We start from the raw sequence: 20,889 nt of genomic DNA, 5'->3' as shown, positions 1-20,889 counted from the left end.
GGCGGCTGGATGAGGTGACCGTGCTTGCGCGGTTGCGCGTGGTTGTCTTGGCCTGGGGCGCAAGCTAGGCGATGCCGCTCTGATACTTGCCTTTCGTTCGCTCCTAGGCTTGAAGCTCTGAGGCTTCAGGCTCTCAAGCTCTGGGGCTCTGGGGCTCTGGGGCCAACCAAGCGTTCCCGTCGTTGCGTTGTTTCGGTGCATCGAAGGCTCGGGTCGTCGAGGGCGCGGTGCCCTCACCGCTTGCGGGACACGCCGTGAATCCGTCCGTGGAGGCTCGGTGGCGGCATCCGTGCCGCCACACGGTCCCGCAACCGGCAAGGACACCGCACCAGAAAGTTGGTCGGCTGCTTCTTGAAAGCGTGTTGCCCGACCTGCCTTGGGCAGATGGGGGACTTGTAGCTTGCTTGCTGAAAGCCTGCCTGCTGCCCAGGTTGCGATGAGAGGCTGGTCGGACACGGCGTGATTCGAACAATGCGCGTCCTGCCCTGCTTGCCCGTGCACACCGACCATCTCGACTGGTCCTTGCCCGTCCACCGTCGCGGGACCTTACGCGGCATGGATGCCGCGTAAGAGCCTACATGGACGTACTTGCGGCGTGTCCTGCGAGGGTGGGCGGGCAAGGGCCCTGCAGCAAAACCACACATCACCCCGCTCTACAGCTGATCTATCCGCAAAGCCGTACTGCCTTGCGGCATGTCCCGCGATGGTGGGCGGGCAAGGGTTCTTCAGTAAAGCCACACATCACCCGCTCTACAGCGGATCTATGCGCAAAGCCGTAGATGGGCCACGCTGCCTTGCGGCATGTCGCGATGATGGGTGGGCAAGGGCCCTACAGCCAAGCAATGGATCAGTCGCTCTACGACGCACGCACCGCATCGGGCATCATGTCGCGATGAAGACCTATCTCGTTGGCGGCGCAGTCCGCGATGCCCTGCTTGGCCAGCCCGCTGGCGACCGCGACTGGGTAGTGGTCGGTGCCGATCAGGCGCAGATGGAACGCCTGGGCTTCAAACCGGTGGGGAAGGATTTCCCGGTGTTCCTGCATCCGCGCAGCGGTGAGGAATATGCGTTGGCGCGTACCGAGCGCAAGTCCGGGCGCGGCTATCGCGGCTTCGTGGTGGATGCCGATCCTTCGGTGACGCTGGAAGAGGATCTGCTGCGCCGCGACTTCACCATCAATGCGATCGCACGCGACGAGGACACTGGCGAGTTGTTCGATCCGTATGGCGGCGCGCGCGATCTGCAGGCGCGCGTGCTGCGGCACGTGGGGCCGGCCTTTGTCGAAGATCCCGTGCGCGTATTGCGCGCTGCCCGCTTCATGGCACGGCTGGCACCGCTTGGTTTCACTGTCGCGCCAGAGACCGCAGCACTGATGCGCGAGATGGCCGCCAGCGGCGAGCTGGACAGCCTGGTGCCCGAACGTGTGTGGCAGGAATTGCGCCGCGTGCTGGAGAGTGCGCAGCCGTCGGCATTCCTGCGCACGCTGCACGACACCGATGCGCTGCGCGTCATCCTGCCCGAGATCGATGCGCTGTATGGCGTGCCGCAACGTGCCGAGTTTCATCCGGAGGTGGATACCGGCATTCACCAGGAAATGGTCAGCGACATGGCCGCGCGACTGGCGCCCGGCGACGCGCTGGTGGGCTTTGCCGCATTGACCCACGACCTGGGCAAGGCGCTCACGCCGGCGGAAGAATGGCCGCGCCACATCATGCACGAACAGCGCGGCGTTGCCCCGCTGCAGACATTGTGCGAGCGGCTCAAGGTGCCGCAGGATTATCGCCAGCTCGCCATCACCGCCTGCCGCGAACACTTGAACGTGCATCGCCTGGCCGAACTGCGCGATCGCACCGTGCACGAGCTGCTGGTGCGCTGCGACGCGTTTCGCCGCCCCGAGCGCATCGCGCAACTCGCGCTGGTCTGCGAAGCCGACAAGCGTGGCCGCCTGGGCAGCGAACACGCCGCATATCCGCAGGGCGAACAGCTCAAGCATCTGCACGCCGCTGCGCTGGCCATCAATGCGCGCGACCTGGCCGCACAAGGCCTGCAAGGCCCGCAGATCGGCGAGGCATTGGCGAAGGCGCGGATTGCGGCGATTGCGGCCGCAAGAAAGGCCGGCACATAGCCGATGCATCGCGCATACCGTTGTCGCAACACGACAGGGATGTAGCCGTGCCAAGCAAAGCGTTGCCGCTCAGATCCGGACTAGCGAAAGATCCCGGGGGCGAAATTGCAACCGCGAGCCGCCGCCATTGCAACAAGGCGGCTGCCCGAGAGCAGCCGCCCGGCCGACGTCACAGCTTGAAATTCAGGCTCAGCATGAAGGAGCGGCCGTTCTTGTAGATGTAGTACGGCTGGTTCTTGTTGCCGATATAGCTGAAGTAGGTTTCGTCCAGCAGATTGGTGGCTTCCAGCGCTATGCGCAGGCGCTCGGTGGCCTGGTAGCCGAACGAGGCATCGACCTGGGTGAATGCATCGGTCATCTGCTGGCCGTTGAGGCGGCCGATCTGGGTGAAGTATTCCGAGCGCCAGCCCAGATTCACCCGCGCGCTCCATTTGCCCTGCTCGTAGTACGGGCTGATGTTGTAGGCGTTGCGCGAGTTGTACGGCAGGCTGTAATCGCCGTCGGTCTTGGAATCGGAATAGGTGTAGTTGGCCACCACGCCGAACCCGTTGCCGAAGTTGTGCTGCAGGTTAAGCGCAACGCCGCGCACCTTGGCATCGCCGGCGTTGGTCGGCACGGAGGTCTGATAGGTGCTCGAGCCGCCGGTGGCGTTGTTGAAGAACACCCGGTCTTCCACCGTGGTCAGGATGTAGTTGGAGATATCGCGCGAGAAGAACTCGCCGCTGAGCAGGCTGCTGTCGGAGAAGTACCACTCCAGCGATGCGCCCAGGTTGGTGGACTCGTACGGACTCAATCCAGGATTGCCCGTGGACGCGGTGAGCGTGGTGTCGTCGGTGGCCACGTACGGGGTCATGTTGGTGTAGCGCGGCCGTGCGATCACCTTGGACGCAGCAAAGCGCAGCATCAGATCGTCGCGCAGGTCGTAGGCGATGTTGAAGGACGGCAACCATTTGCCGTAGCTGTTGAGGAAGTTGACCGGCGTATAGCCGCCACCGGGCGCATAGCTGAAACCATCGGTGGAATCGCGGGTGTGCACGTAACGCACGCCGACGTTGCCGCGATAGCGCTCGCCGGAAAAATTGCCCTGCAGGAACCAGGCGCGGTTCTGCTCTTCGATGCTGTAGTTGCCGGCGTAGCTGATCGGCAAGCCGTCATCGCCCTCCAGGCCACCGATGTACTGGCTGATGGCGCCGCTGTTGATGGTCGACCAGCGCTGCATGTCGGCGCTGGTCGACAAGCCGTCCAGATAGCCCGACGGCGTGGTGCCCGGCGAGAATGCGGCCAGCGTGCTGCCGTCGTTCGGTGTCCAGGTGCGGCTGTAGGAGGACTGCCCGGTGGCATGATTGGTCAGCTTGATGCCGGTCAGGATCTGGGTGAACGGCCCCCACTCCACCGCATGGTCGAAGTCCAGCTGCAGGTAGCGTTCCTTGTCGTACTGCGGGCTGTGGCTGGCCGAGGCGTTGTTGAGTTGCATCGCCGACGCGTTGGTGGGGTCGGTACTGTAGTCCATCGCGGTGCGACGCCCGTCGATGTTGTAGCTGTAACCGGCGAGGTTGCGGAACTGGATGCCGTAGATGCGCTCGGCGCCGCCCTGCGAACTGGTGTAGCCCACCTGGCTGGACGCATTCCAGCCATCGCCATGCCAGTCGGCGCGTAGATGGATGCTGCCGGTGCTGACCTCGCTGTTGCGCAGATAGCCGTCCAGGTAGGTGTTGGACTGGTCGCCGAACGTACCCGAGGTCGCCACGCCGTTCTCGAAGCCCAGCGCCTGCGCATCGCCGGGGGTGGAACCCCAGTAGCCATAGCGGCTCTGGTTGTAGTTGTCGAAACTTTCCTTGACGTACAAACCGGTCAGGTTGAGCTCGAAATCGGCATCCGGCTTCCACTGCAACGCCGCGCTGACGCCGTCGCGCTTGCGCGTCTGCTGGAACAACGCGGTGTTGATCGAGGTCGGAAACACGCCGGTGTTGTTGCCGACCACGGCCGCCGGAAACCCCGCGCCTTGCACATTGTCGTAGCCGAAGATCTCCACGCCATCGCGGCGCAACACGCGCTGCGAATGCATCACCGAGGTGAGCACGCCGAGCGTTTCATCCTGGTTCTTCCAGCTGTACAGCGCCGAGGCATTTGGCTTGCCTTCTTCGGAACGATCGTTATAGCCGTAGCTCAGCGTGCCGGTCAGCGTATTGCGCTCAAGATCCAGCGGCTTGCGCGTGTGCACGATCACGGTGCCGCCGATCGAGCCCTCGTCGATGCGTGCCTCCGGTGTCTTGTAGACCTCCATCAGGCCGACCACTTCCGGCGCCAGCGTGCTGTAGTTGAACGAGCGGCTATCCGGGTCGTTGGGATCGCCGCCCCAACTGGTGGAGGCAATGGTCTGGCCGTTGAGCAACACGCGATTGAGTGCCGGATCGGTGCCGAGGATGCTGACCTTTTCGCCTTCGCCGAACTGGCGATCCACCGTGATGCCGGACAGGCGCGACAGCGACTCGGCAACGTTGGTGTCGGGGAATTTGCCGATGTCTTCGGCGCTGATCGCATCGACGATCGCATCGGCATTGCGCTTGACGTTGAGTGCCTTGCCGAGGCTGGCCTGATAGCCGACGACCTTGACCTCGTCCAGCGTGGACACCGAGGGATTGGTTTGCGCGGGCGCCTGTTCCTGCGGGGCAGCAGCCTGCTCCTGCGCACCTGCGGGCAACGCGGCAAGACCTGCCAGGGTAGCGCCACCGATCAACAGGCCGCGGACTGCAGTGCTCAATGGAGTACGACGCAGCGGGTGCGCATGACAGAACAGGTGACGGGACAACTCGAATACACGGGAAGACGGCATTGCGTAGACCTCTTGACGGATGTCAGGTGGCAACCATGTGGTTGCACGACAACGCGCGATGCGCGTGACATGCCCGCACTCCGTCCCCTGTGCCGGATGCGAGCAGCGTCCCGCACTGCCGTAGCGGCGTGCGGGTCAGCGCCAGTCCGACCAGCGGCCGGACGACAACGCTTTCAAGAATTCAGAAGTGGCTCCTGCTCGCTGACAACGTTATCAGCGAAGGTGCCTTTCGCGGCGGGGGCTGTCAACTCGCTGCCACAAAAGCCCAGTTTCATGCCTGAAACCGCACCGCCGACGCAGATATTGGAATGACAGCGTGATCGTGTTCGCACTCATGTGCATCGACGGTGCAGACCACTGCGCGTAGCGGCCTGATGCCACAAGGCTGCGCAGCCGGATGTTGCGATGCAGAGTGTGTTGCAGGCTTTGTTGTGGTGGCTGGTGTATGCGGCGCTTTGCCAAACCACTGCGATTGCAGTGCTGACGTGCTGCAAGCGCACGCGGCTGCAGTCATCGTCGAGCGTCTACTGCAACAGAAAGCGCGTCGGTTGCACTACGCGTTGCGTGACGCCGCAAGCGCCCGAGTTCTGCTTGGCTGCTCCAGCGTTCGACACTGATGCCTTTCCGGAGCTTGGCGAAAGCACGCCCTGCACTCGCGCACGCACGCACGCACGCACGCACGATCATGCTGCAGCGTACCGACGATGGCGGTTCACCGCAGACACGACCGCAAACAAGGTTTCAAGCGCATCGCGCCGCACGAACGGGTTCGTGCGGCGGCGCGCGGACTTAGTCGCGCTGACCGGCGACCCAGGTGGCAAGTACCTGCACGTCGGCATCCACCAGCACTAGGTCGGCCTGATAGCCGGGTGCAATGCGGCCCAGGCGCTGGCCCAGGCCGATGCATTGCGCCGGATAGGTGGACGCCATGCGCGCGGCTTCGGCCAGATCCACGCCCAGCCACTGCACGCTGTTGCGCACGGCCGTTGCCATGTCCAGCGCCGAGCCGGCCAGTGCGCCGTCGGCATTGCGTACCACGCCGTCCACGGCGGTGATGGTTTCGCCGTACAGGTCGAAACTGGGGCTGTCGGCACCGACCATCGGCATGGCGTCGGTGACCAGCAACAGCTTGCCGCGCGGTTTGGCGGCCAGCGCCACGCGCAGGCTGGCCGGGTGCACGTGCACGCCATCGACGATGATGCCGCACCACACATCGGGGTCTTCCAACGCGGCGCCGACCGCGCTGGGCTCGCGCCCGGCCAGCTGCGACATCGCGTTGTACAGATGGGTGAAACCGCTGACGCCGGCGGCAATGCCGTCGCGCGCCTGCTCGTAGCTGGCCGCGGTGTGGCCGGCAAACACGATCGCGCCGCCGGCGACGAAGGCGCGGATGTCGTCCAGCGGCACGCGCTCGGGTGCGAGCGTGATCAGGGTGACGCCGTTGTCCAACGAGGTATCGACGGCAATCTCGTGCGCGTCGGGCAGGCGGAACTTGTGCGCGTCGTGCGTGCCCTTGCGGGCCGGGCTCAGGTACGGGCCTTCCAGATGAATGCCGAGCACGCCGGGCACGCCTTGCGCGATGGCCTGGCGCGTGGCGGCGATCGCCTCGGCCATCACCTCGGCGGTGTCGCTGATCAATGTCGGCAGCATGCCGGTGGTGCCGTAGCGGCGATGCGCCGCCGCGATCGTGGCCAGCGCCTGCGGGTCGCGCGCATTGTTGAACAACACGCCACCACCGCCGTTGACCTGGATGTCGATGAAGCCGGGCAGCAAGGTGGCGCCGCCCAGATCCACGCGCGTATGCGCCTGCGCAGCGCGCGCATTGTCGGCCGCCACCACCGCCTGGATTTGCGTGCCGGCCAGCAGCACCACCAGCCCATCCTGCAAGCCATCGTCGGTGAGCACGCGTGCATTGCACAACGCCTGAATCGGGGAAGCATCCATGTTCAAACGGTTTCCGTGACCTTGTTCAAATGCGGCGGCAGATCGGGATTGTTGCCACGTTGCAGGGCCAGCGCGTTGATCGCGCGGTAGAAGCTCTGCACGGTCAGCAGCGGCGCGCTGGCCGGGTGCGCCGCATCCACGAGCGGCAGGTCGCCGTCGGGGGCGGCCAGCCACACCTGCGCGCCACGCGCGCGGAATTCGGCGGCGAGCGCACGCGTGCCGGCGCCGGTTTCGTCGGGCTGGGCGAACACCAGCACCGGGAAGCCCGGCCCCACCAGCGCCATCGGGCCGTGCTTGACCTCGGCCGAGCTGTACGCCTCGGCATGCAGGCCACAGGTTTCCTTGAACTTCAGCGCCGCTTCCTGCGCCGCGCCCAGGCCCAGGCCGCGACCGAGCACGAACAGGTTGTGTGCCGGCACCAGGCCGGCAGTGAGCGCGGACCAGTCGGCCTGCCAGGCGGCGCGCAACTGCTGCGGCAGTGCCTCCACCGCCGCCAGCAGGGCCGGGTCGTTCTTCCACACCGCGCCCAGGTGCAGCAGCGCAGCCAGCGAGGCGAGATAACTCTTGGTGGCGGCAACGCTTTTTTCCGGGCCTGCGCCCAGCGGAATCACCACCTCGGCCAACTGGGCCAGCGGCGAATCCTCGACGTTGACCAGGGCGACCACGCGCGCGCCGGCCGCCTTGGCGGCCTCGGCATTGCGCAGCAGGTCCGGGCTCTTGCCCGATTGCGAAATCACGATGTACAGCGCGCCGCGCAACTGCAGCGGCGATGCGTAGACCGAGCCCACCGACGGCGATGCAGAGGCGGTCACGATGCCCAGTTGTGTTTCGAACAGATACTTGGCATAGGTCGCTGCGTGATCGGAACTGCCGCGTGCACAGGTCACCACGAACGGCGGCGGCGTATCGCGCAGCGACTGCGCGAGGGCGGCGACGGTGTCGGCATTGCGGGCGAACTGTGCGGCGACCACGTCGGCGGTCTGCGCCGCCTCGCGGAACATCAAGGTCTCGGTTTCGGTGGGAAGGCTCATCGTGCTCAGGCGGATTCGGGAGGAAGGGATTTGGCGGACGGCGTCTGCGCCGGTGCAGTGGAACCGCGCACCACCAGCTGCGGCACGAAGCCGCGGTTCTGCAACTGCGCGGGCTGGTCGTCGTAGGCATCGCTGCGCAGCTGGCTGATCAACAGGCGTGCGGCATGCCGCGCGATGTCGTCGGTGGCCTGCTTGGCGGTGGTCAGCGCCGGCCAGGACTGGCGCGAGAACGGGCTGTCCTCGAAGCCGGCGATCGACAATTGATACGGCACGTTCATGCCGGTGGACTTGGCCGCGGCCAGCACGCCCGCGGCGATTTCATCGTTGCTGCCGAAGATGGCGGTGGGCGGCTCGCGCAACGACAGCAGCCGGCGCGCGCCACGGAAGCCGTCGTCGAAGGTGTAATCGCCGGGAATCACCAGGTGCTTGTCCAGGGTGATGCCGTAGTCCTTCAACGCGGCCTCGTAACCGGCGTAGCGCTCGCCGCTGGAGCGGTGCTGCGGGCCACCCCACAGGAACCCGATGCGCTGATGGCCCAGCTGGACCAGATGCTCGGTGATCTCGTAGGCGGCAGCGCGGTCGTCGATATAGACGCAGGGGCCGTCGCCCGGATCGTCGGTGGCGGCGATGATGCGCACGCTCTTGATGCCGCGCGCAGCCAGGCCGGCCATCAACTCGGGGCGCTCGGACATCGGCGCGGTCAGCACCACGCCGGCCAGCCGCGAGCGCTGCACCCATTCGGCCAGTTCTTCGGCCAGCAATGGCGAGGTGGAATCGCAGGGATGGATCTGCAGGCCGAAGCCGGTTTCGCGGCAGGCGGCCAGCACGCCGTTCTGGATGCCGATGATGTGATACGGGTTGGGATTGTCGTAGACCAGGCCGATCACGAACGGCGTGCCGCTGCGCAGGTTGCGCGCGGACGGATCGGGTTCGTAGTCGAGATCGGCGATGGCGCGCAGCACGCGCGCGCGCGTGGCCTGCATCACCGACGGTTCGTTGTTGATCACGCGCGACACGGTCTTCAACGAGACCTTGGCGCGCTCGGCGACATCTTTGATGGTGGGCCTGCGCATGGGTGTGCCTTGTTCGTCGGAACGCATCATGCTGCCTGGTTCACTTGGCCTGGGCCGGCAGGCCCACACGGTAACCGCGCAGCGAATAGAACAGGATGTAGAGATAGCACGGCACCATCAGCGCAGCGAACACGACTTGGAAGTCGTAGTGCTGTTTGAGAATGGCGAACAGCTGCGGAATGATCGCGCCGCCGGCAATGCCCATGACCAGCAAGGCCGACCCGATCTCGGTGAAGCGGCCGAGCCCGCGAATGGCCAGCGGAAAGATCGCCGGCCACATCATCGCGTTGGCAAAACCGAGCGCGGCCACGAAGCCCACCGACACATAGCCGTGGGTCAGCAGCGCGCCCAGCGAAAACAGCACGCCCAGCACCGCCGACACGCTCAGGTAGCGCGCCTGCGAGATCACACCCGGAATCAACGCCAGGCCGACGATGTAGCCAACCAGCATCGCGCCCAGCGTGTAGGAGGTGAAGATCTTGGTGCTGTCCAGCGGCAGATTGAAGCCGTGGCCGTAGGTGCCGATCGCATCGCCGGCCATCACTTCCACGCCCACGTAGACGAACAGGCACAACACGCCCAGCCACAGGTGCGGGAACTGGAAGATGCTGGACTTCTGCACGCCAACCGCGCTGCCGGGCGTGGCATTGGCCTCGGAGGCCCGCAGCTCCGGCAGCGGCGAGAACAGCACGCCGATCGCCAGCAACAGCAGCACGCCGGACATCACCAGATACGGTGCGTGGATCTTGGCGGCGAAGGCCGTGAGCAACTGCTGCTTGGTCGCCGCATCGGCGCTGGCCACCTGCGCGGACAGATCGCCGATGCCGTGCAGCACCAGCGAGCCGATCAGGATCGGCGCCAGGATGCCGGCGATCTTGTTGCAGATGCCCATCAGCGCGATCCGCCGCGCCGCGCTCTCGATCGGCCCGAGGATGCTGATGTACGGGTTGATCGCGGTCTGCAGCAGCGCCAGGCCGCTGCCGATCACGAACAGGCCGCCCAAGGCGCCCGGATACCAGCGTTGGGTGGCGAACTGGCCGAAGCCGGCCGCGCCCACCGCCATCACCACCAGGCTCAGCGCCAGCCCCTTCTTCATGCCGGTGCGCTTGAGGATCCACGACGCCGGCAGCGCCAGGAAGAAGTACGACAGGTAGAACACCATCAGCACCAGGAAGGCATTGACCTCGTTGAGGTCGAACGCCAGCCGCACGAAGGTGATCAGCGGCCCGTTGATCCAGGTGAAGAAGCCGATGATGAAGAACAGCACGCCGACGATGGCGATCGAGACAACGGGATTTGCGGGCCTGGCGGTAGTCATGGATCGGCTGGCTCTTGAGTTGTCGGTTGGGGGGCGCCGCGCTGGATCAGCGACGCAGTTCGGCGACGAAATCGTAGAAATCGTTGTGGCAATAGGTGTCGGTCAATTCGATCGCGCTGCCGTCGCGCGCATAGCCCACGCGCACCACATGCAGGATCGCCTCGCCGGTCTTCATGCGCAGGTGTTCGGCCAGCCGCGCTGGCAGATTGATCGCGCGGAAGTACTGCAGCGCGCGCACCACCGGGGTGCCCTGCGCGTCCAGGTAGCTGTAGAGCGAATCGCCGATCTGCTGCGGGTCGGCAACGATGCGCTGCGGCAACACCGCATGCTCGTAGGCCATGACCCGGTCGTCGGCGCTGCGCAGGCGGGTCAGCGAGGCCACAGCCGCATCCGGCGACAGGCCCAGCCGCAGGATCTCTTCGCCATGCGCCGGACGCAGCCGCCGCTCCAGCCAGCGCGTGCCGGGCTCGTAGCCCTTGATGCGCAGCGTCTCGCTGAAACTGGTCAGGCCGCTGAGCTGGTGCTGGATCTGCGTGGTGACGAAGGTGCCGGCGCCTTGCCGGCGCGAGACCAAACCCTGTTCGACCAGCACGTCCACGGCCTGGCGCAGGGTCACCCGCGAGATCTGCAGCCGCTCGCACAGCTGGCGCTCGGCCGGTAGCGCCTCGCCGGCCTTCCACTGCGCGCCGCGGATCTGCTCGTCCAGCTTGCTCGCCAGTTGCAGATACAGCGGCGTCGGCGCGGAGGCGTCCAGCGTCAGCGCGTCCATCCGGGGGTCGGTGTCCGTCCTGGCTTCGGTTTTCGGTTTGGCCATTGCCTGTCCTCCGGACCGACTTGGATTCGTTAGGTCCAATATAGTACCAATTTGCCTGCAGCGCATTAGCGGCTGTGGATCGTCGGGAGCGATGACAAGCTTGGCTGACGCAGGCGTCCACCGCGCTGGTCAAGGGCGGGATGCATGCCGATGACCAAGCCGGTGCGGCACTGTCCGCGCCCCGGGGCTGCGTCACCCGTTGCCGGGTCGGGCAATCACAGCCGCAGATACCAGCGCCGCCGATCCATCCACCAGCCCACGCACCAACACAGCAGCGTGTAGCTCAGCGCGCACAGCAGCGACCCGAGCGGGCCCGGCGCGATGGTCTGGAACACGCGGATGCCGGCCCAGGCGTACAGGTCCAGCCCGGAGCTGCCGGCCGGAATCAGCCGCAGCACCACCACGAACAGTTCGGAGAACAGGTAGATCGCCAGCGGGTTGCGCCCCAGCACGGTGAAGAAGCCGCTGCCGCCGCTCCAGCCGCGCAACTCCAGCAGGTAGACCAGGACGCCCAGCGCCAGCAGATCCAGGCCTACCGTGCAGGCGACGAACGACCCGCTCCAGAGCTTCTTCGACAGCGGCCAGGCCGGGTGCCAGAGCAGTGCCAGCAGCACCAGCCCCGCGCCCGCCAGCAACAGGCTGCGCGTGGCGGCACCGGTCTTGCCGTGCCGCTGCAGGAAGCGCCCGCCCAGATAGCCGGCCAGCACGTTGACCGTGGCCGACAGCGTGCCAAGCAGGCCCTCGGGGTCGAAGCCGCCATCCTTGCGATACAGATGCGCATGCCCGTACAGCCACAGGTCCAGCCGGGTGCCGGCGTTGCCGGTCTTGCTCAGCTCCGCACCGGGCTGGCCAAAGACGTACAGCAACGCCCAGTAGCCCAGCAGCAGCGCGACGCAAACCGGCGCGATAGCGCGTGGCGGCAGATAGCGCACCAGCAGCGCCGCAAGCAGATAGCACAGGCCGATTCGTTGCAGCACGCCGGTCAGGCGGAGTTGATCGACTGCAGTGAACGCCCATCCACCATCGGGCTGCGGGTGGAAGAACGGAAACCAGTACATCAGCACGCCGCACATCACGATCAGCGCGGCGCGCTTGCCCACGCGGGCGAGGAACTGCCGGTGCGACGTGCCGGTGGCCAGCGCAAAACTCATCGCGCTGCCGACGGCGAACAGGAACGAGGGAAACACCAGATCGGCAAGCGTGAAGCCGAACCAGGCCGCGTGGGTCAGCTGCGCATATGGCTGCGCGCCGGGGCCGGCGGTGTTGACCAAGATCATCAGGAAGATGGTCAGGCCGCGGAACACGTCCAGCGACAGGAAGCGTTCGCGCCTGGGTGCTGCGGTTGCAGTGCCAGTTGCAGCAGGGAGTGTTTGTGCGCTCATTGCAGTTCCTTGCCCAGCGACTGCAGGTGGAGCCGACGTGCAGACGTGCTGCCCGTGACGAGCGTCATTGCATCGGCGCTGAAGCGCTCATGGAGGGCCGCGATGTGTAATATGGATCTGCTCATTGGGCAGTACCTTGCGGGGTGCTGCGAATGGCACCGTGCGCCATGCCGTGCACGTCGCCTTGGGCAACGCCTTGCGTTGCATCGCGCGTACTGCCTTGCACATTGCGTTGCATGGCGCTTTGCAAACCCTCTTGCGCGTCCACCTGCGCCAGCAAGCCGCGCAGCAAGGTCAGTGGGTCGCGGGGTGGCTGTCGCTTCGGCACTTCGTCCTGCGCGACCCATTGGCGCTCCCACGTGGCAAGCTGCGCGTTGACTGCCGCTGCGTCGAACGGTGTGCCCGCCTTGCGTGCCGCGCGGTATGCGCCGAGAAAGTGCGTCCAGCGCTGCAGATAGAAATCCGCGTACATACCCTGCCATGCCTTGGACGCGTAATCGGCCAGATTGCCGTCGCCGCCCCAGATGCTGACCTGCGCACGTGCATTGCCGACATAGGTACGCCGCAGTGCGGCATCGTTGCCGGCGGCTGCGGCGGCCTGGCCGGTCCAGTCGGCCAGGGTTTCGTGCTGGCCGCCGACCAGTGCATCCAGCCCCTGCACCAGTTGTGTGGTGCGCGCCAGCAGCGCATCGCCGCGCGCGAAGTCGCCGGCGTCGTAGGCCTGCACCACCGCCTGCAATTGACGGTCGGCGTGCAGGCTCAGGTAATGCCGCGCGTCTTCGATCAGGTCGTAACGGTACAGCGGCGCGTCGGCATAGCGGTCGGCCTGCTGCAGCAACGCGTCGATGGCGCGGCGCAGGCGTTGCGGATCGCCGGGGCGGTCGTCGAAGCCGACGATGTCGGCGGTCGGCCGCTTGAACAGCAGATACGCGCCGGCACGCTTGTTCCACCAGCGCGGCGACCAGTAGCGGGTCTGGTAGATGCCCGCCTCCAGATCCGACCAGGCCTGCAGCAAGGCCGCATCGCTGCGGCCGTAGCGCGCGCGGGTGTATTGGCTGAGCCATTGCGACCAGGATTGTTGCGGGCCCTCCCAGGCCAGCGCGTAGAGATAGTCGTAGACCACCGAGTTGCTGTGCAGCCCTTCTGGGAACACGCCAAAGCCGCGCAGGTTGCGTTTGTCCGGATCGGCCAGCAGGGCCTGCAGATCGTGTCGATAGAACGCGAAGTCGCCGTACAACGGGTTGCTGGCGCCGTAGTTGTGCACGTAGCCGTAAATCCACTGCTTGTTGTCGAAGGCCTGCGCCGCCCTCCAGGTGCCGGGATAGCGGTCGTTGCCGATGTCCAGCACCATCAAGCGCGCGTCGGGTACCTTGCCGAGAAACGCGGCGATCGCCTGCGGTTGCCAGAACTCGCGGTCGGCACCGAACAGCCAGCCCTGCATCACCCAGGTGGCCTGCGGATTAACCTGCGCGATGGAGCGATACAAGGCCTGCCCGTACTCGGCCAGGCGTGCATCGCGTTGCGCCGCCGGCACGGCCTTGGCACGTGCGGCATCGGAGTTGGCGATGCTGTCGCCGTACTTGGCGGCGGCCACGTCGCTGCCGTCGTCGGCCACCGGCGGCAGCATCTCGTTGAAGGCGTCGGCCAGATAGAACTCGCCTGCACCGTAGGCCTGCGTGTACAGCTCCAGAAACCGGCGCGCGACCTGGGCGAACAACGGATCGCGCGGATCCAGCCAGTAGGTTTCGTGGAAACCTTCCCAGGCGCGCATGCGGTAGATGCGCGCGTTCGGATGCGCCTGCGCGAATGCCTTGGGCACGTAGCCGGCAAACGCCGGCAGCACCGGCTGCATGCCCAGCTCGCGCATGCGGCTGAGGATCTGCGTCTGCAGCACGCGCTTGCTGTCGATCCATTGCTGCGGCAACGGCGCGCGATAACCTTCGATATTGCCCATGCGCTGCCACGGGGTGAAGGCGGGGCCAGAGAAATACTCCGCCAGCGCGTCATCGCCCACGCCGAACTCGCGCCACAGCGCCTGCCAGATCGCCTCCTGCCCTTCCATCGCCAGCGGCATGTCGATGCCGTGCAGCGCCATCCAGTCGATCTCGCGCTGCCAGCGCGGCCAGTCCCAGAACGGCGTGGTGTAGCCGTAGGTGCAGGTGTTGAGATAGGCGCGATGGGCAAACGGCGTGCGCACTTGGCCGCTGCTGTAGGCCGGCCATTGCGCCGGCAGCACCACGCGGTTGCCTTCCCAGCTCATCGAGGCTGCACCGGCCTGGCCCAGATAGGCGTAGGCGCCACGCGCCAAGGCCACCTGCGAGGAGCCGGCAATGCGCACCGTGTCGCCGCCGGCATCGATGCGATACCAGTCCGCGCCGTCGCCGCGCGGTGCCACGCGCATCTCGAACTGGGCGGCGCGTGCGCCGATCAGGCGTTGCAGCACCGCCTGTGCGGGCGGTGCGGCCAGCACGGTGAGGGGAATGGCGAGCAAGGTGCTCAGCACTGCGCCGGCGAACAGCCGCGCGGGCGCGGACGGGAAAAACGATGAGCTAATCATGGTGAGTTCCGATACTGCACGGTGACGACGTCGTGGAATCCAAACGGTTGATCCGCAGCGACCTGCAGGATCACCGCCAGCGTGCGCGCGCCGGTCGCGGGTGCAAGCGCGAACTTGATCGGTGTGCCGGCCGCCGCCTGCGTCACTGCACGGCCATCCAGAAACACCTGCGCCGGCCCGCTGAGGCGGCCCAGGTCGAGCATGCCGCCGTGGGCCTGCACGCCTTGCCACGGCGTGAACCGGGTGCGGTACAACACGTAGCCGGCGCGTTCGGGCGCGGTTTCCAGGGTGCCGGGCAACGTGTTGCTCCAGCTGTTGTTGTCGTTGGGGCGGCGCGAGAGATCCGGCGCCGGCGGCTGCGCGAAGGCGGCGGTGTGGCGCCAGCTCTCGACCACCATCACCGGCGCCACGATCGGCACCGTGGCTGGCAGCGGCACCGTCACGCACGCGATCTCGACCACCGCATCGCGCACGCCTGCGCTGCGCGCCTGCAGCCGTAATACGCCTGCGCCACGCTCGGCCTGCACGATCGCCTGCGCCAGCCCGTTGAACAGGGCCACTTGCATGCCCTGATCGGCGGCGTGTGCATTCGGGTCGCCATTGCCAACCCCCAGCAAGCGGCCACCGCTGATCTGCAGCGTCAGCATTGCATTGCAATCGGGCACGTGGCGACCTTGCGCATCCACCGCTTCCAATGTCACCGGCTGCGCATCGCGGCCATCGCCGCGCAGCTGGGGGCGGTCGGGCGTGAGCCGCAGCGCAACCGCTGCGCCGGTGGTTTCCACCCGCGTACGCGCCACCTCGCGGCCGTCGCGCCAGGCCACCGCTTCGAGCACACCCGGCGCATAGTCCACCTGCCACTGATTCATCTGCGCGCGATCCACCGCCTGTTTGCCCAGCGAGCGGCCATTGAGCCACAGCTCCACCTGCGCGGCATTGCAGAACGCCATCACCTTGATCGGCCGGCCCTCGCGGCCGGGCCAGTTCCAGTGCGGCAACAGGTGCAGCACCGGCGCGTCGTCGATCCACAGCGCGCGGCGCAACCAGTACGCCCCCTTGGCAAATCCGCATTGATCCATGATGCCGAAGAACGCGCCCACCGACGGCCATTCGAACGGCGTGGGTTCGCCGCGATAATCGAAGCCGGTCCACACGAAGCTGCCGGCGACGAACGGGCGTTCGGCAATCAGCTGCCAGGCACGGCGGTGGGTATTGCCCCAGTCCGCGGCCAGGCTGTCGTCTTCGGCCACCACGTGCGCGTCCAGGTCGGTGAACCACGCGCCGCGGGTCTGGAACGCGCTGGTGTCCTCGCTGGACAGCATCGGCGTGCGCGGCCGCGCCGCATGCACGCGGTCGTAGTTGAACTGGCGGTAGTTGAAGCCGAGCACGTCCACCACATCGGCCGCGCCACGGATGGCGAACATGCCGTCGTTCATGCCGGCGGTGATCGGGCGGCTGTCGTCGAGCGCGCGCACGGCGCTGGCGGCGCGCGCCATGATCGCGTAACCGGTGGCGGTGCCCTGCAGCGGCTCCTCGTTGAGCAGCGACCACAGAAACACGCTGGGATGGTTGCGCTGGCGCCGCACCATGTTCTGCAGCAGCGCCACATACTCGGGTGCGGGATTGAATAGCCTGTTCTCGGCCATCACCAGCATGCCGAGCCGGTCGCAGGCCTGCAGCAGTTCCGGTGCCACCGCGTGATGCAGGCGGATGGCATTGCAGCCCATCGACTTCAAGCGCTGCAGGCGAAACGCGTGCAAGGCATCGGGCAGCGCCACCCCGACGCCGGCATGGTCCTGATGCAGGCATACGCCCTTGATCTTGAGCGGGCGGCCATTGAGGAAGAAGCCGTGGTCGGCATCGAAGCGCAGGCTGCGAAAGCCGATCTCGCACTCGGCACGGTCGCTGCGGCCGTCCGCGCCACGCACGCTGGCCTGCACGCGGTACAGCACCGGCGTGTCCACGCTCCAGCGCTGCGGTTGCGGCACCGACATGCTGATGGCCGCCTGCACGGTACCGAATGCAGCCACGCGCAGTTGCGTCTCGCCACTCGCCACGACAACACCGTCTGGGTCGCGCAGCGCCACATCCACCCACGCCTCGGCAGGCTGTTCGCCGCTGTTGACCAGGTCCAGTTGCACCGGCAGCTGCCAGAGATCGCCCGGGCCTTCGCGCGGCGCCGCCGCCAGGCCATCGCCGGCGATATGCAAGGGCGCACGCAGCACCAGCCAGGTGTGCCGGTAGATGCCGCCGCCTTCGTACCACCAGCCATCCATCGCCTCGGCATCGACGCGGATGGCGATGCTGTTCACGGCATTGCCGTAGCGCGCGACCGGCGTGAGATCGATGACCAGCCCGTTGTAGCCGCTCCAGCTGCGCGCCATCAGCATGCCGTTGACCCACACGGTGGCATGGCTGGCGATGCCGTCCAGACGCAGCTCCACCGCTTGGCCGCGCACGGATTCGTCCAGCCGCAGCGTGCGCCGGTACCAGGCAATGCCGCGCGGGCGATAGCCCTGCGCGATATTGGCGTCGGCACGCACAGTCTGCTCCACCACGAAGTCGTGCGGCAGTTGCAGCTGTCGCCAGCCGGTGTCGTCGTAGTCCGGCGCCGCTGCACCCCAGGCACGGCCGGCCTTGGCGTTGTCGTAGGTCTCGTCCTGCGCCAGCAGGCGCGGGAACGGCAGATCGCCCGCGTGGAAGCGCCAGCCCTCGTCCAGGTCCAGCCACTGGCCGGCGTCATCGGTGCCCGCTGGCGGTGGCGCGGGACGCGGCGTGCCGCCACTGCCCGCGCGCGTCGCTACAGCGTTCGCCGCGCCCGGCAGCAGCGCCGGCACGCCAAGCAGCGACGAGGCGCAGACGCTGCCGGCAAGGAACTCACGCCTGCGCATGATGGCGCCCGCCAGCCTGCACCGCAGGCGCGCTCCGTGACGCATGCCGCGCATCCACGCGCGCAGCCACTGCATGGCGCGCGTCCATCACACCTGCGGCATTGCCTGCGCTGCTGGCTGCCACCCGCAGCGATGCCTGCCGGCGCAGTGCTCGCTGGCCCGGCATCACAGCATGTCCCACTGCATCGACAGGTAGTAGCTGCGGCCGGTGACGCCGGTCATCTGCCAGCGGCTGGCGATGTCCTTGTAGGCCTGCTCGGTGCGGTTGGTGAGATTCAGGCCACCGAGCTGGAAACTCAATTTGTCGTTGACCTGATAGCCGAGCACCGCATCCAGTTGGGTGCGCGCCTTCATGGTGTGGCCTTCGCGCGCGAAGAAGCTGTCGCTGCTGTCCTGTTCGTACTCGCTGCGATGGTTGAGCGAGACACGCGCCGAATAATGCGCGCTCTCCCAGTACGCGGTGGCGTTCCAGGTCTGCTCGGACAGGTTGCGGATCTGGAAATCGGTATCGCGTTGCGGAATCACCCGGGTGAAGTTGGTGGTCACCCCGAAGCCGTCGATCGGCAACCAGGCATCCAGCGATTGCGTCCAGCCCAGTTCGTAACCGCGGATCTTGACCTTGCTCGGGTCGTTGGTGGTGGCGGTGATCTCGTAGATATCGCCGCCACTGTCCACGCAGTCGCCGGCCGCATTGCTGGACAGCGCAGTGCCGTTGAAGGCGGCCGGGCAGACGATGCTGTTGAAGGTGCCGTTCTTGATGTTCTTCCAGAAGCCGGCCACGGTCAGCGCGCCGCCGTTGCCGTAGTACCACTCCAGGCTCAGGTCGGCCTGGTCGGCGGTCAGTGCCTTCAGATCGGTCTGGCCCTGGGTGACGACGTAGGTGGTGGTGCCGCCGGTATTGGTGCCGGTGGAGATGGTCGAGGCGATGGCGGTGTTGCTGTCCAGGATCGGCCGCACCAGTACCTTGGCGGCGGCAAAGCGCAGCAGCAGGTCGTCGCGCATGTCCAGCACCAGATTCAGGCTGGGCAACCAGTTGGAATACTCGTACGGCGCACGCGCGGTGCCGATCACCACATTGGCATCGTCGCTGGCGGCCTGCGCCTGGGTCAGGTAGGTGTCGGTGGTGCGCTTGGTGTTTTCGTAGCGCAGGCCGAGGTTGCCGCGCAGGCGCATGCTGCCGATGTCGGTGTCGATGCGCGCCATCGCATAGGCCGAGGAAATGTCGTTCTCGATGCTGTAGCTGCTCTGCGGTGCGAACAGCACCGGCACGCTGATGCCGGCGGCCGCCAGCGAGCGCGCGTAGGCGGCGATGTCCGGGGTGACCCAGCTGTCCTGCGAGGCCAGCTGCCCGTCGAGGAAGTTGCTGACCGTGCTGTTGGCGGCCGACAGCTCCGGGAACATGTCGAAGCCCGACACCGCACCGGTCCTGAGCAGATACAGGAAGTCGCGCCGGCGCACGTCGCGCTCGAAGGTTTCGCGGCGGTATTTGGCACCGAAGCGCACCGCATTCAACGCACCCAGCTCCAGATACCGTTCGGCATCCAGCTGCAGCGACCATTCCTTGTTGCTGAGCGACTGGATGGAGCCGTTGGGGTACTCGCTGCGCACCAGATTGCGCTTGTCCCAGGCGCTGGCATCGGTGGCGTCGGCATCGGTGGTCAGCGAGATCGCGTCGGGATTGGAGGTATCCAGCAGCGTCGCCGAGGGGATCCGGCCCAGGATCGCGGCACGTTCGTTCTCGTCGGTCTTGCCCTGGGTGTAATTGGCCGCGCCACTGAGCGTCCAGGCCTCGCCCTTCCATTTGAAGTCGTAGGTGAGCAACTGTGTGGACAGATCGTGTTGTTCGATCTGGCGGTTGTTTTCCAGCCAGTAGTCCGATGCCGACACCTGCGTGGCGGTCAGGCCGTTGGTCTGCAGCACCGTCAGCGGAGTGCGCTCGAACGAGTACACCAGCTGGTTCATGTCGTTGGCGGTCTTGTCCTGCGAATACAGCGCAGTGAGGTTCATCTCCAGCTGGTCGTTGGGCTTCCACTGCAGGCCGCCATTGAACATCTTGCGCGTGGTCTCGCGCTCGATCGAGCGATAGCGCGGACGACGCGGGATGTACAAGGTGCCGGCGTCGGTGTCCTGCGTATACCAGCGGTCGATCCACAGATAATCGGCGCGGTCCTTGAGCTTCTGGTAGCCGGCACTGAGGAACACGCCCAGATCGCCGCCACCGAACTTGAACTGGTCGATATAGGTCAGCACGCCCTTGGGCGTGGGCGAGCCACCGGCGAACTCCGCATATTGGGTCTTGGCCGAGAACAGCAGCTTGGTCTGCTGGTAGTCCAGCGGTTTGGTGGTGTTGATGTTGACCGTGCCGGACAGGCCGCCGGCATCCATGTCCGCGGACGGCGACTTGATCACCTCGATCCCGGCGGCCACTTCCGGCTGGATGATGTCGTAGCGGAACCCGTCGGTGAAGTCGGCGCTCTTGATCACCTGGCCGTTGATGGTGGTGGCCGAATACTGCGGGCCCAGACCACGCACGCTGATGGTGGAGCCACGCCCGTTGATGGTGGAGATCTGCACGCCGGGGATGCGCTGGATCGCCTCGGCGATATTCTCGGCAGGAAACTTGCCGATGTCCTGTGCGGAGATGCCATCGGTCATGCGCACGTCGTCGCGCTTGTTGTCCATCGCGGTGATCAGGCTCTTCTGGTAGGAGCTGGTGACCTTGACGGTATCGAGCTGGGAGATCTGCGCCGATGCCGTCGGAGGCGATTGCTGCGTCTGCGCACTGGCACCGCAGGCAAGCAGCGACAGCGCGATGGCGACGGACAGCGAGGAGGGCGAACAACAACGCAACGAGGCACGCGGGACAGGTGACATGGGAGATCCTGAGGTGGAATGGCTGGACGACGACGCGGCTGGCATTC

The 20,889-nt window shown here is 66.3% G+C and carries 11 protein-coding genes; 1 reads left to right on the top strand and 10 read right to left on the bottom strand.

Annotated features, from left to right (window positions below; genetic code table 11):
• Positions 1–892 precede the first annotated feature (892 nt).
• A complete protein-coding gene (locus AC1KVE_RS06620; protein WP_481092176.1) occupies positions 893–2,125 on the top strand; it encodes a multifunctional CCA addition/repair protein in 1,233 nt (410 codons plus the stop codon).
• 169 nt (positions 2,126–2,294) lie between these two features.
• Here AC1KVE_RS06620 and AC1KVE_RS06615 read toward each other — a convergent pair whose 3' ends face one another.
• The 10 genes from AC1KVE_RS06615 to AC1KVE_RS06570 form a co-directional block, all read right to left on the bottom strand.
• Entirely contained in the window at positions 2,295–4,958 is a 2,664-nt protein-coding gene (locus tag AC1KVE_RS06615) for a TonB-dependent receptor (protein WP_481092177.1), read from the bottom strand.
• Positions 4,959–5,747: 789 nt separating this feature from the next.
• Complete coding sequence (gene nagA / locus AC1KVE_RS06610) at positions 5,748–6,902, bottom strand: N-acetylglucosamine-6-phosphate deacetylase (RefSeq protein ID WP_481092178.1); 1,155 nt, start codon at positions 6,900–6,902, stop codon at positions 5,748–5,750.
• A 2-nt stretch (positions 6,903–6,904) separates the two neighbouring features.
• The gene (locus AC1KVE_RS06605) at positions 6,905–7,933 is read right to left on the bottom strand and encodes an SIS domain-containing protein (protein WP_016900885.1); all 1,029 of its coding nucleotides are present in this window, start codon (positions 7,931–7,933) and stop codon (positions 6,905–6,907) included.
• 5 nt (positions 7,934–7,938) lie between these two features.
• Entirely contained in the window at positions 7,939–9,006 is a 1,068-nt protein-coding gene (locus tag AC1KVE_RS06600; RefSeq protein WP_024940298.1) for a LacI family DNA-binding transcriptional regulator, read from the bottom strand.
• A 40-nt stretch (positions 9,007–9,046) separates the two neighbouring features.
• The gene (locus AC1KVE_RS06595) at positions 9,047–10,324 is read right to left on the bottom strand and encodes a sugar MFS transporter (RefSeq protein ID WP_024940299.1); all 1,278 of its coding nucleotides are present in this window, start codon (positions 10,322–10,324) and stop codon (positions 9,047–9,049) included.
• 46 nt (positions 10,325–10,370) lie between these two features.
• Positions 10,371–11,093, bottom strand: coding sequence for a GntR family transcriptional regulator (locus tag AC1KVE_RS06590; protein ID WP_016900882.1), 723 nt, complete (start codon positions 11,091–11,093; stop codon positions 10,371–10,373).
• Positions 11,094–11,353: 260 nt separating this feature from the next.
• Positions 11,354–12,520 (bottom strand): acyltransferase family protein, encoded by a 1,167-nt coding sequence (locus AC1KVE_RS06585; protein ID WP_481092179.1) that lies wholly within the window; start codon positions 12,518–12,520, stop codon positions 11,354–11,356.
• A gap of 121 nt (positions 12,521–12,641) precedes the next feature.
• A complete protein-coding gene (locus tag AC1KVE_RS06580) occupies positions 12,642–15,077 on the bottom strand; it encodes an alpha-N-acetylglucosaminidase (RefSeq protein WP_481092180.1) in 2,436 nt (811 codons plus the stop codon).
• Positions 15,074–17,968 carry a beta-galactosidase GalA gene (galA, locus tag AC1KVE_RS06575; RefSeq protein WP_481092181.1) on the bottom strand — a complete coding sequence of 965 codons (2,895 nt, stop codon included), beginning with the start codon at positions 17,966–17,968 and terminating at the stop codon, positions 15,074–15,076. The genes AC1KVE_RS06580 and galA overlap by 4 nt, the downstream gene beginning before the upstream one ends.
• 165 nt (positions 17,969–18,133) lie before the next feature.
• Positions 18,134–20,842 (bottom strand): TonB-dependent receptor, encoded by a 2,709-nt coding sequence (locus AC1KVE_RS06570; RefSeq protein ID WP_481092182.1) that lies wholly within the window; start codon positions 20,840–20,842, stop codon positions 18,134–18,136.
• Between the last annotated feature and the right edge of the window lie 47 nt (positions 20,843–20,889).

This window comes from Xanthomonas sp. NCPPB 2864 (assembly GCF_056675615.1).
Note: the sequence above shows the minus strand (reverse complement) of the source record. Positions and strands in the feature narration are given on the sequence as shown.

Excerpts from the sequence above, each read along its gene's own strand:
- AC1KVE_RS06620 (WP_481092176.1), top strand. The coding sequence starts at position 893 with ATGAAGACCTATCTCGTTGGCGGCGCAGTCCGCGATGCCCTGCTTGGC.
- AC1KVE_RS06615 (WP_481092177.1), bottom strand. The coding sequence starts at position 4,958 with ATGCCGTCTTCCCGTGTATTCGAGTTGTCCCGTCACCTGTTCTGTCAT.
- nagA (WP_481092178.1), bottom strand. The coding sequence starts at position 6,902 with ATGGATGCTTCCCCGATTCAGGCGTTGTGCAATGCACGCGTGCTCACC.
- AC1KVE_RS06605 (WP_016900885.1), bottom strand. The coding sequence starts at position 7,933 with ATGAGCCTTCCCACCGAAACCGAGACCTTGATGTTCCGCGAGGCGGCG.
- AC1KVE_RS06600 (WP_024940298.1), bottom strand. The coding sequence starts at position 9,006 with ATGCGCAGGCCCACCATCAAAGATGTCGCCGAGCGCGCCAAGGTCTCG.
- AC1KVE_RS06595 (WP_024940299.1), bottom strand. The coding sequence starts at position 10,324 with ATGACTACCGCCAGGCCCGCAAATCCCGTTGTCTCGATCGCCATCGTC.
- AC1KVE_RS06590 (WP_016900882.1), bottom strand. The coding sequence starts at position 11,093 with ATGGACGCGCTGACGCTGGACGCCTCCGCGCCGACGCCGCTGTATCTG.
- AC1KVE_RS06585 (WP_481092179.1), bottom strand. The coding sequence starts at position 12,520 with ATGAGCGCACAAACACTCCCTGCTGCAACTGGCACTGCAACCGCAGCA.
- AC1KVE_RS06580 (WP_481092180.1), bottom strand. The coding sequence starts at position 15,077 with ATGATTAGCTCATCGTTTTTCCCGTCCGCGCCCGCGCGGCTGTTCGCC.
- galA (WP_481092181.1), bottom strand. The coding sequence starts at position 17,968 with ATGCGCAGGCGTGAGTTCCTTGCCGGCAGCGTCTGCGCCTCGTCGCTG.
- AC1KVE_RS06570 (WP_481092182.1), bottom strand. The coding sequence starts at position 20,842 with ATGTCACCTGTCCCGCGTGCCTCGTTGCGTTGTTGTTCGCCCTCCTCG.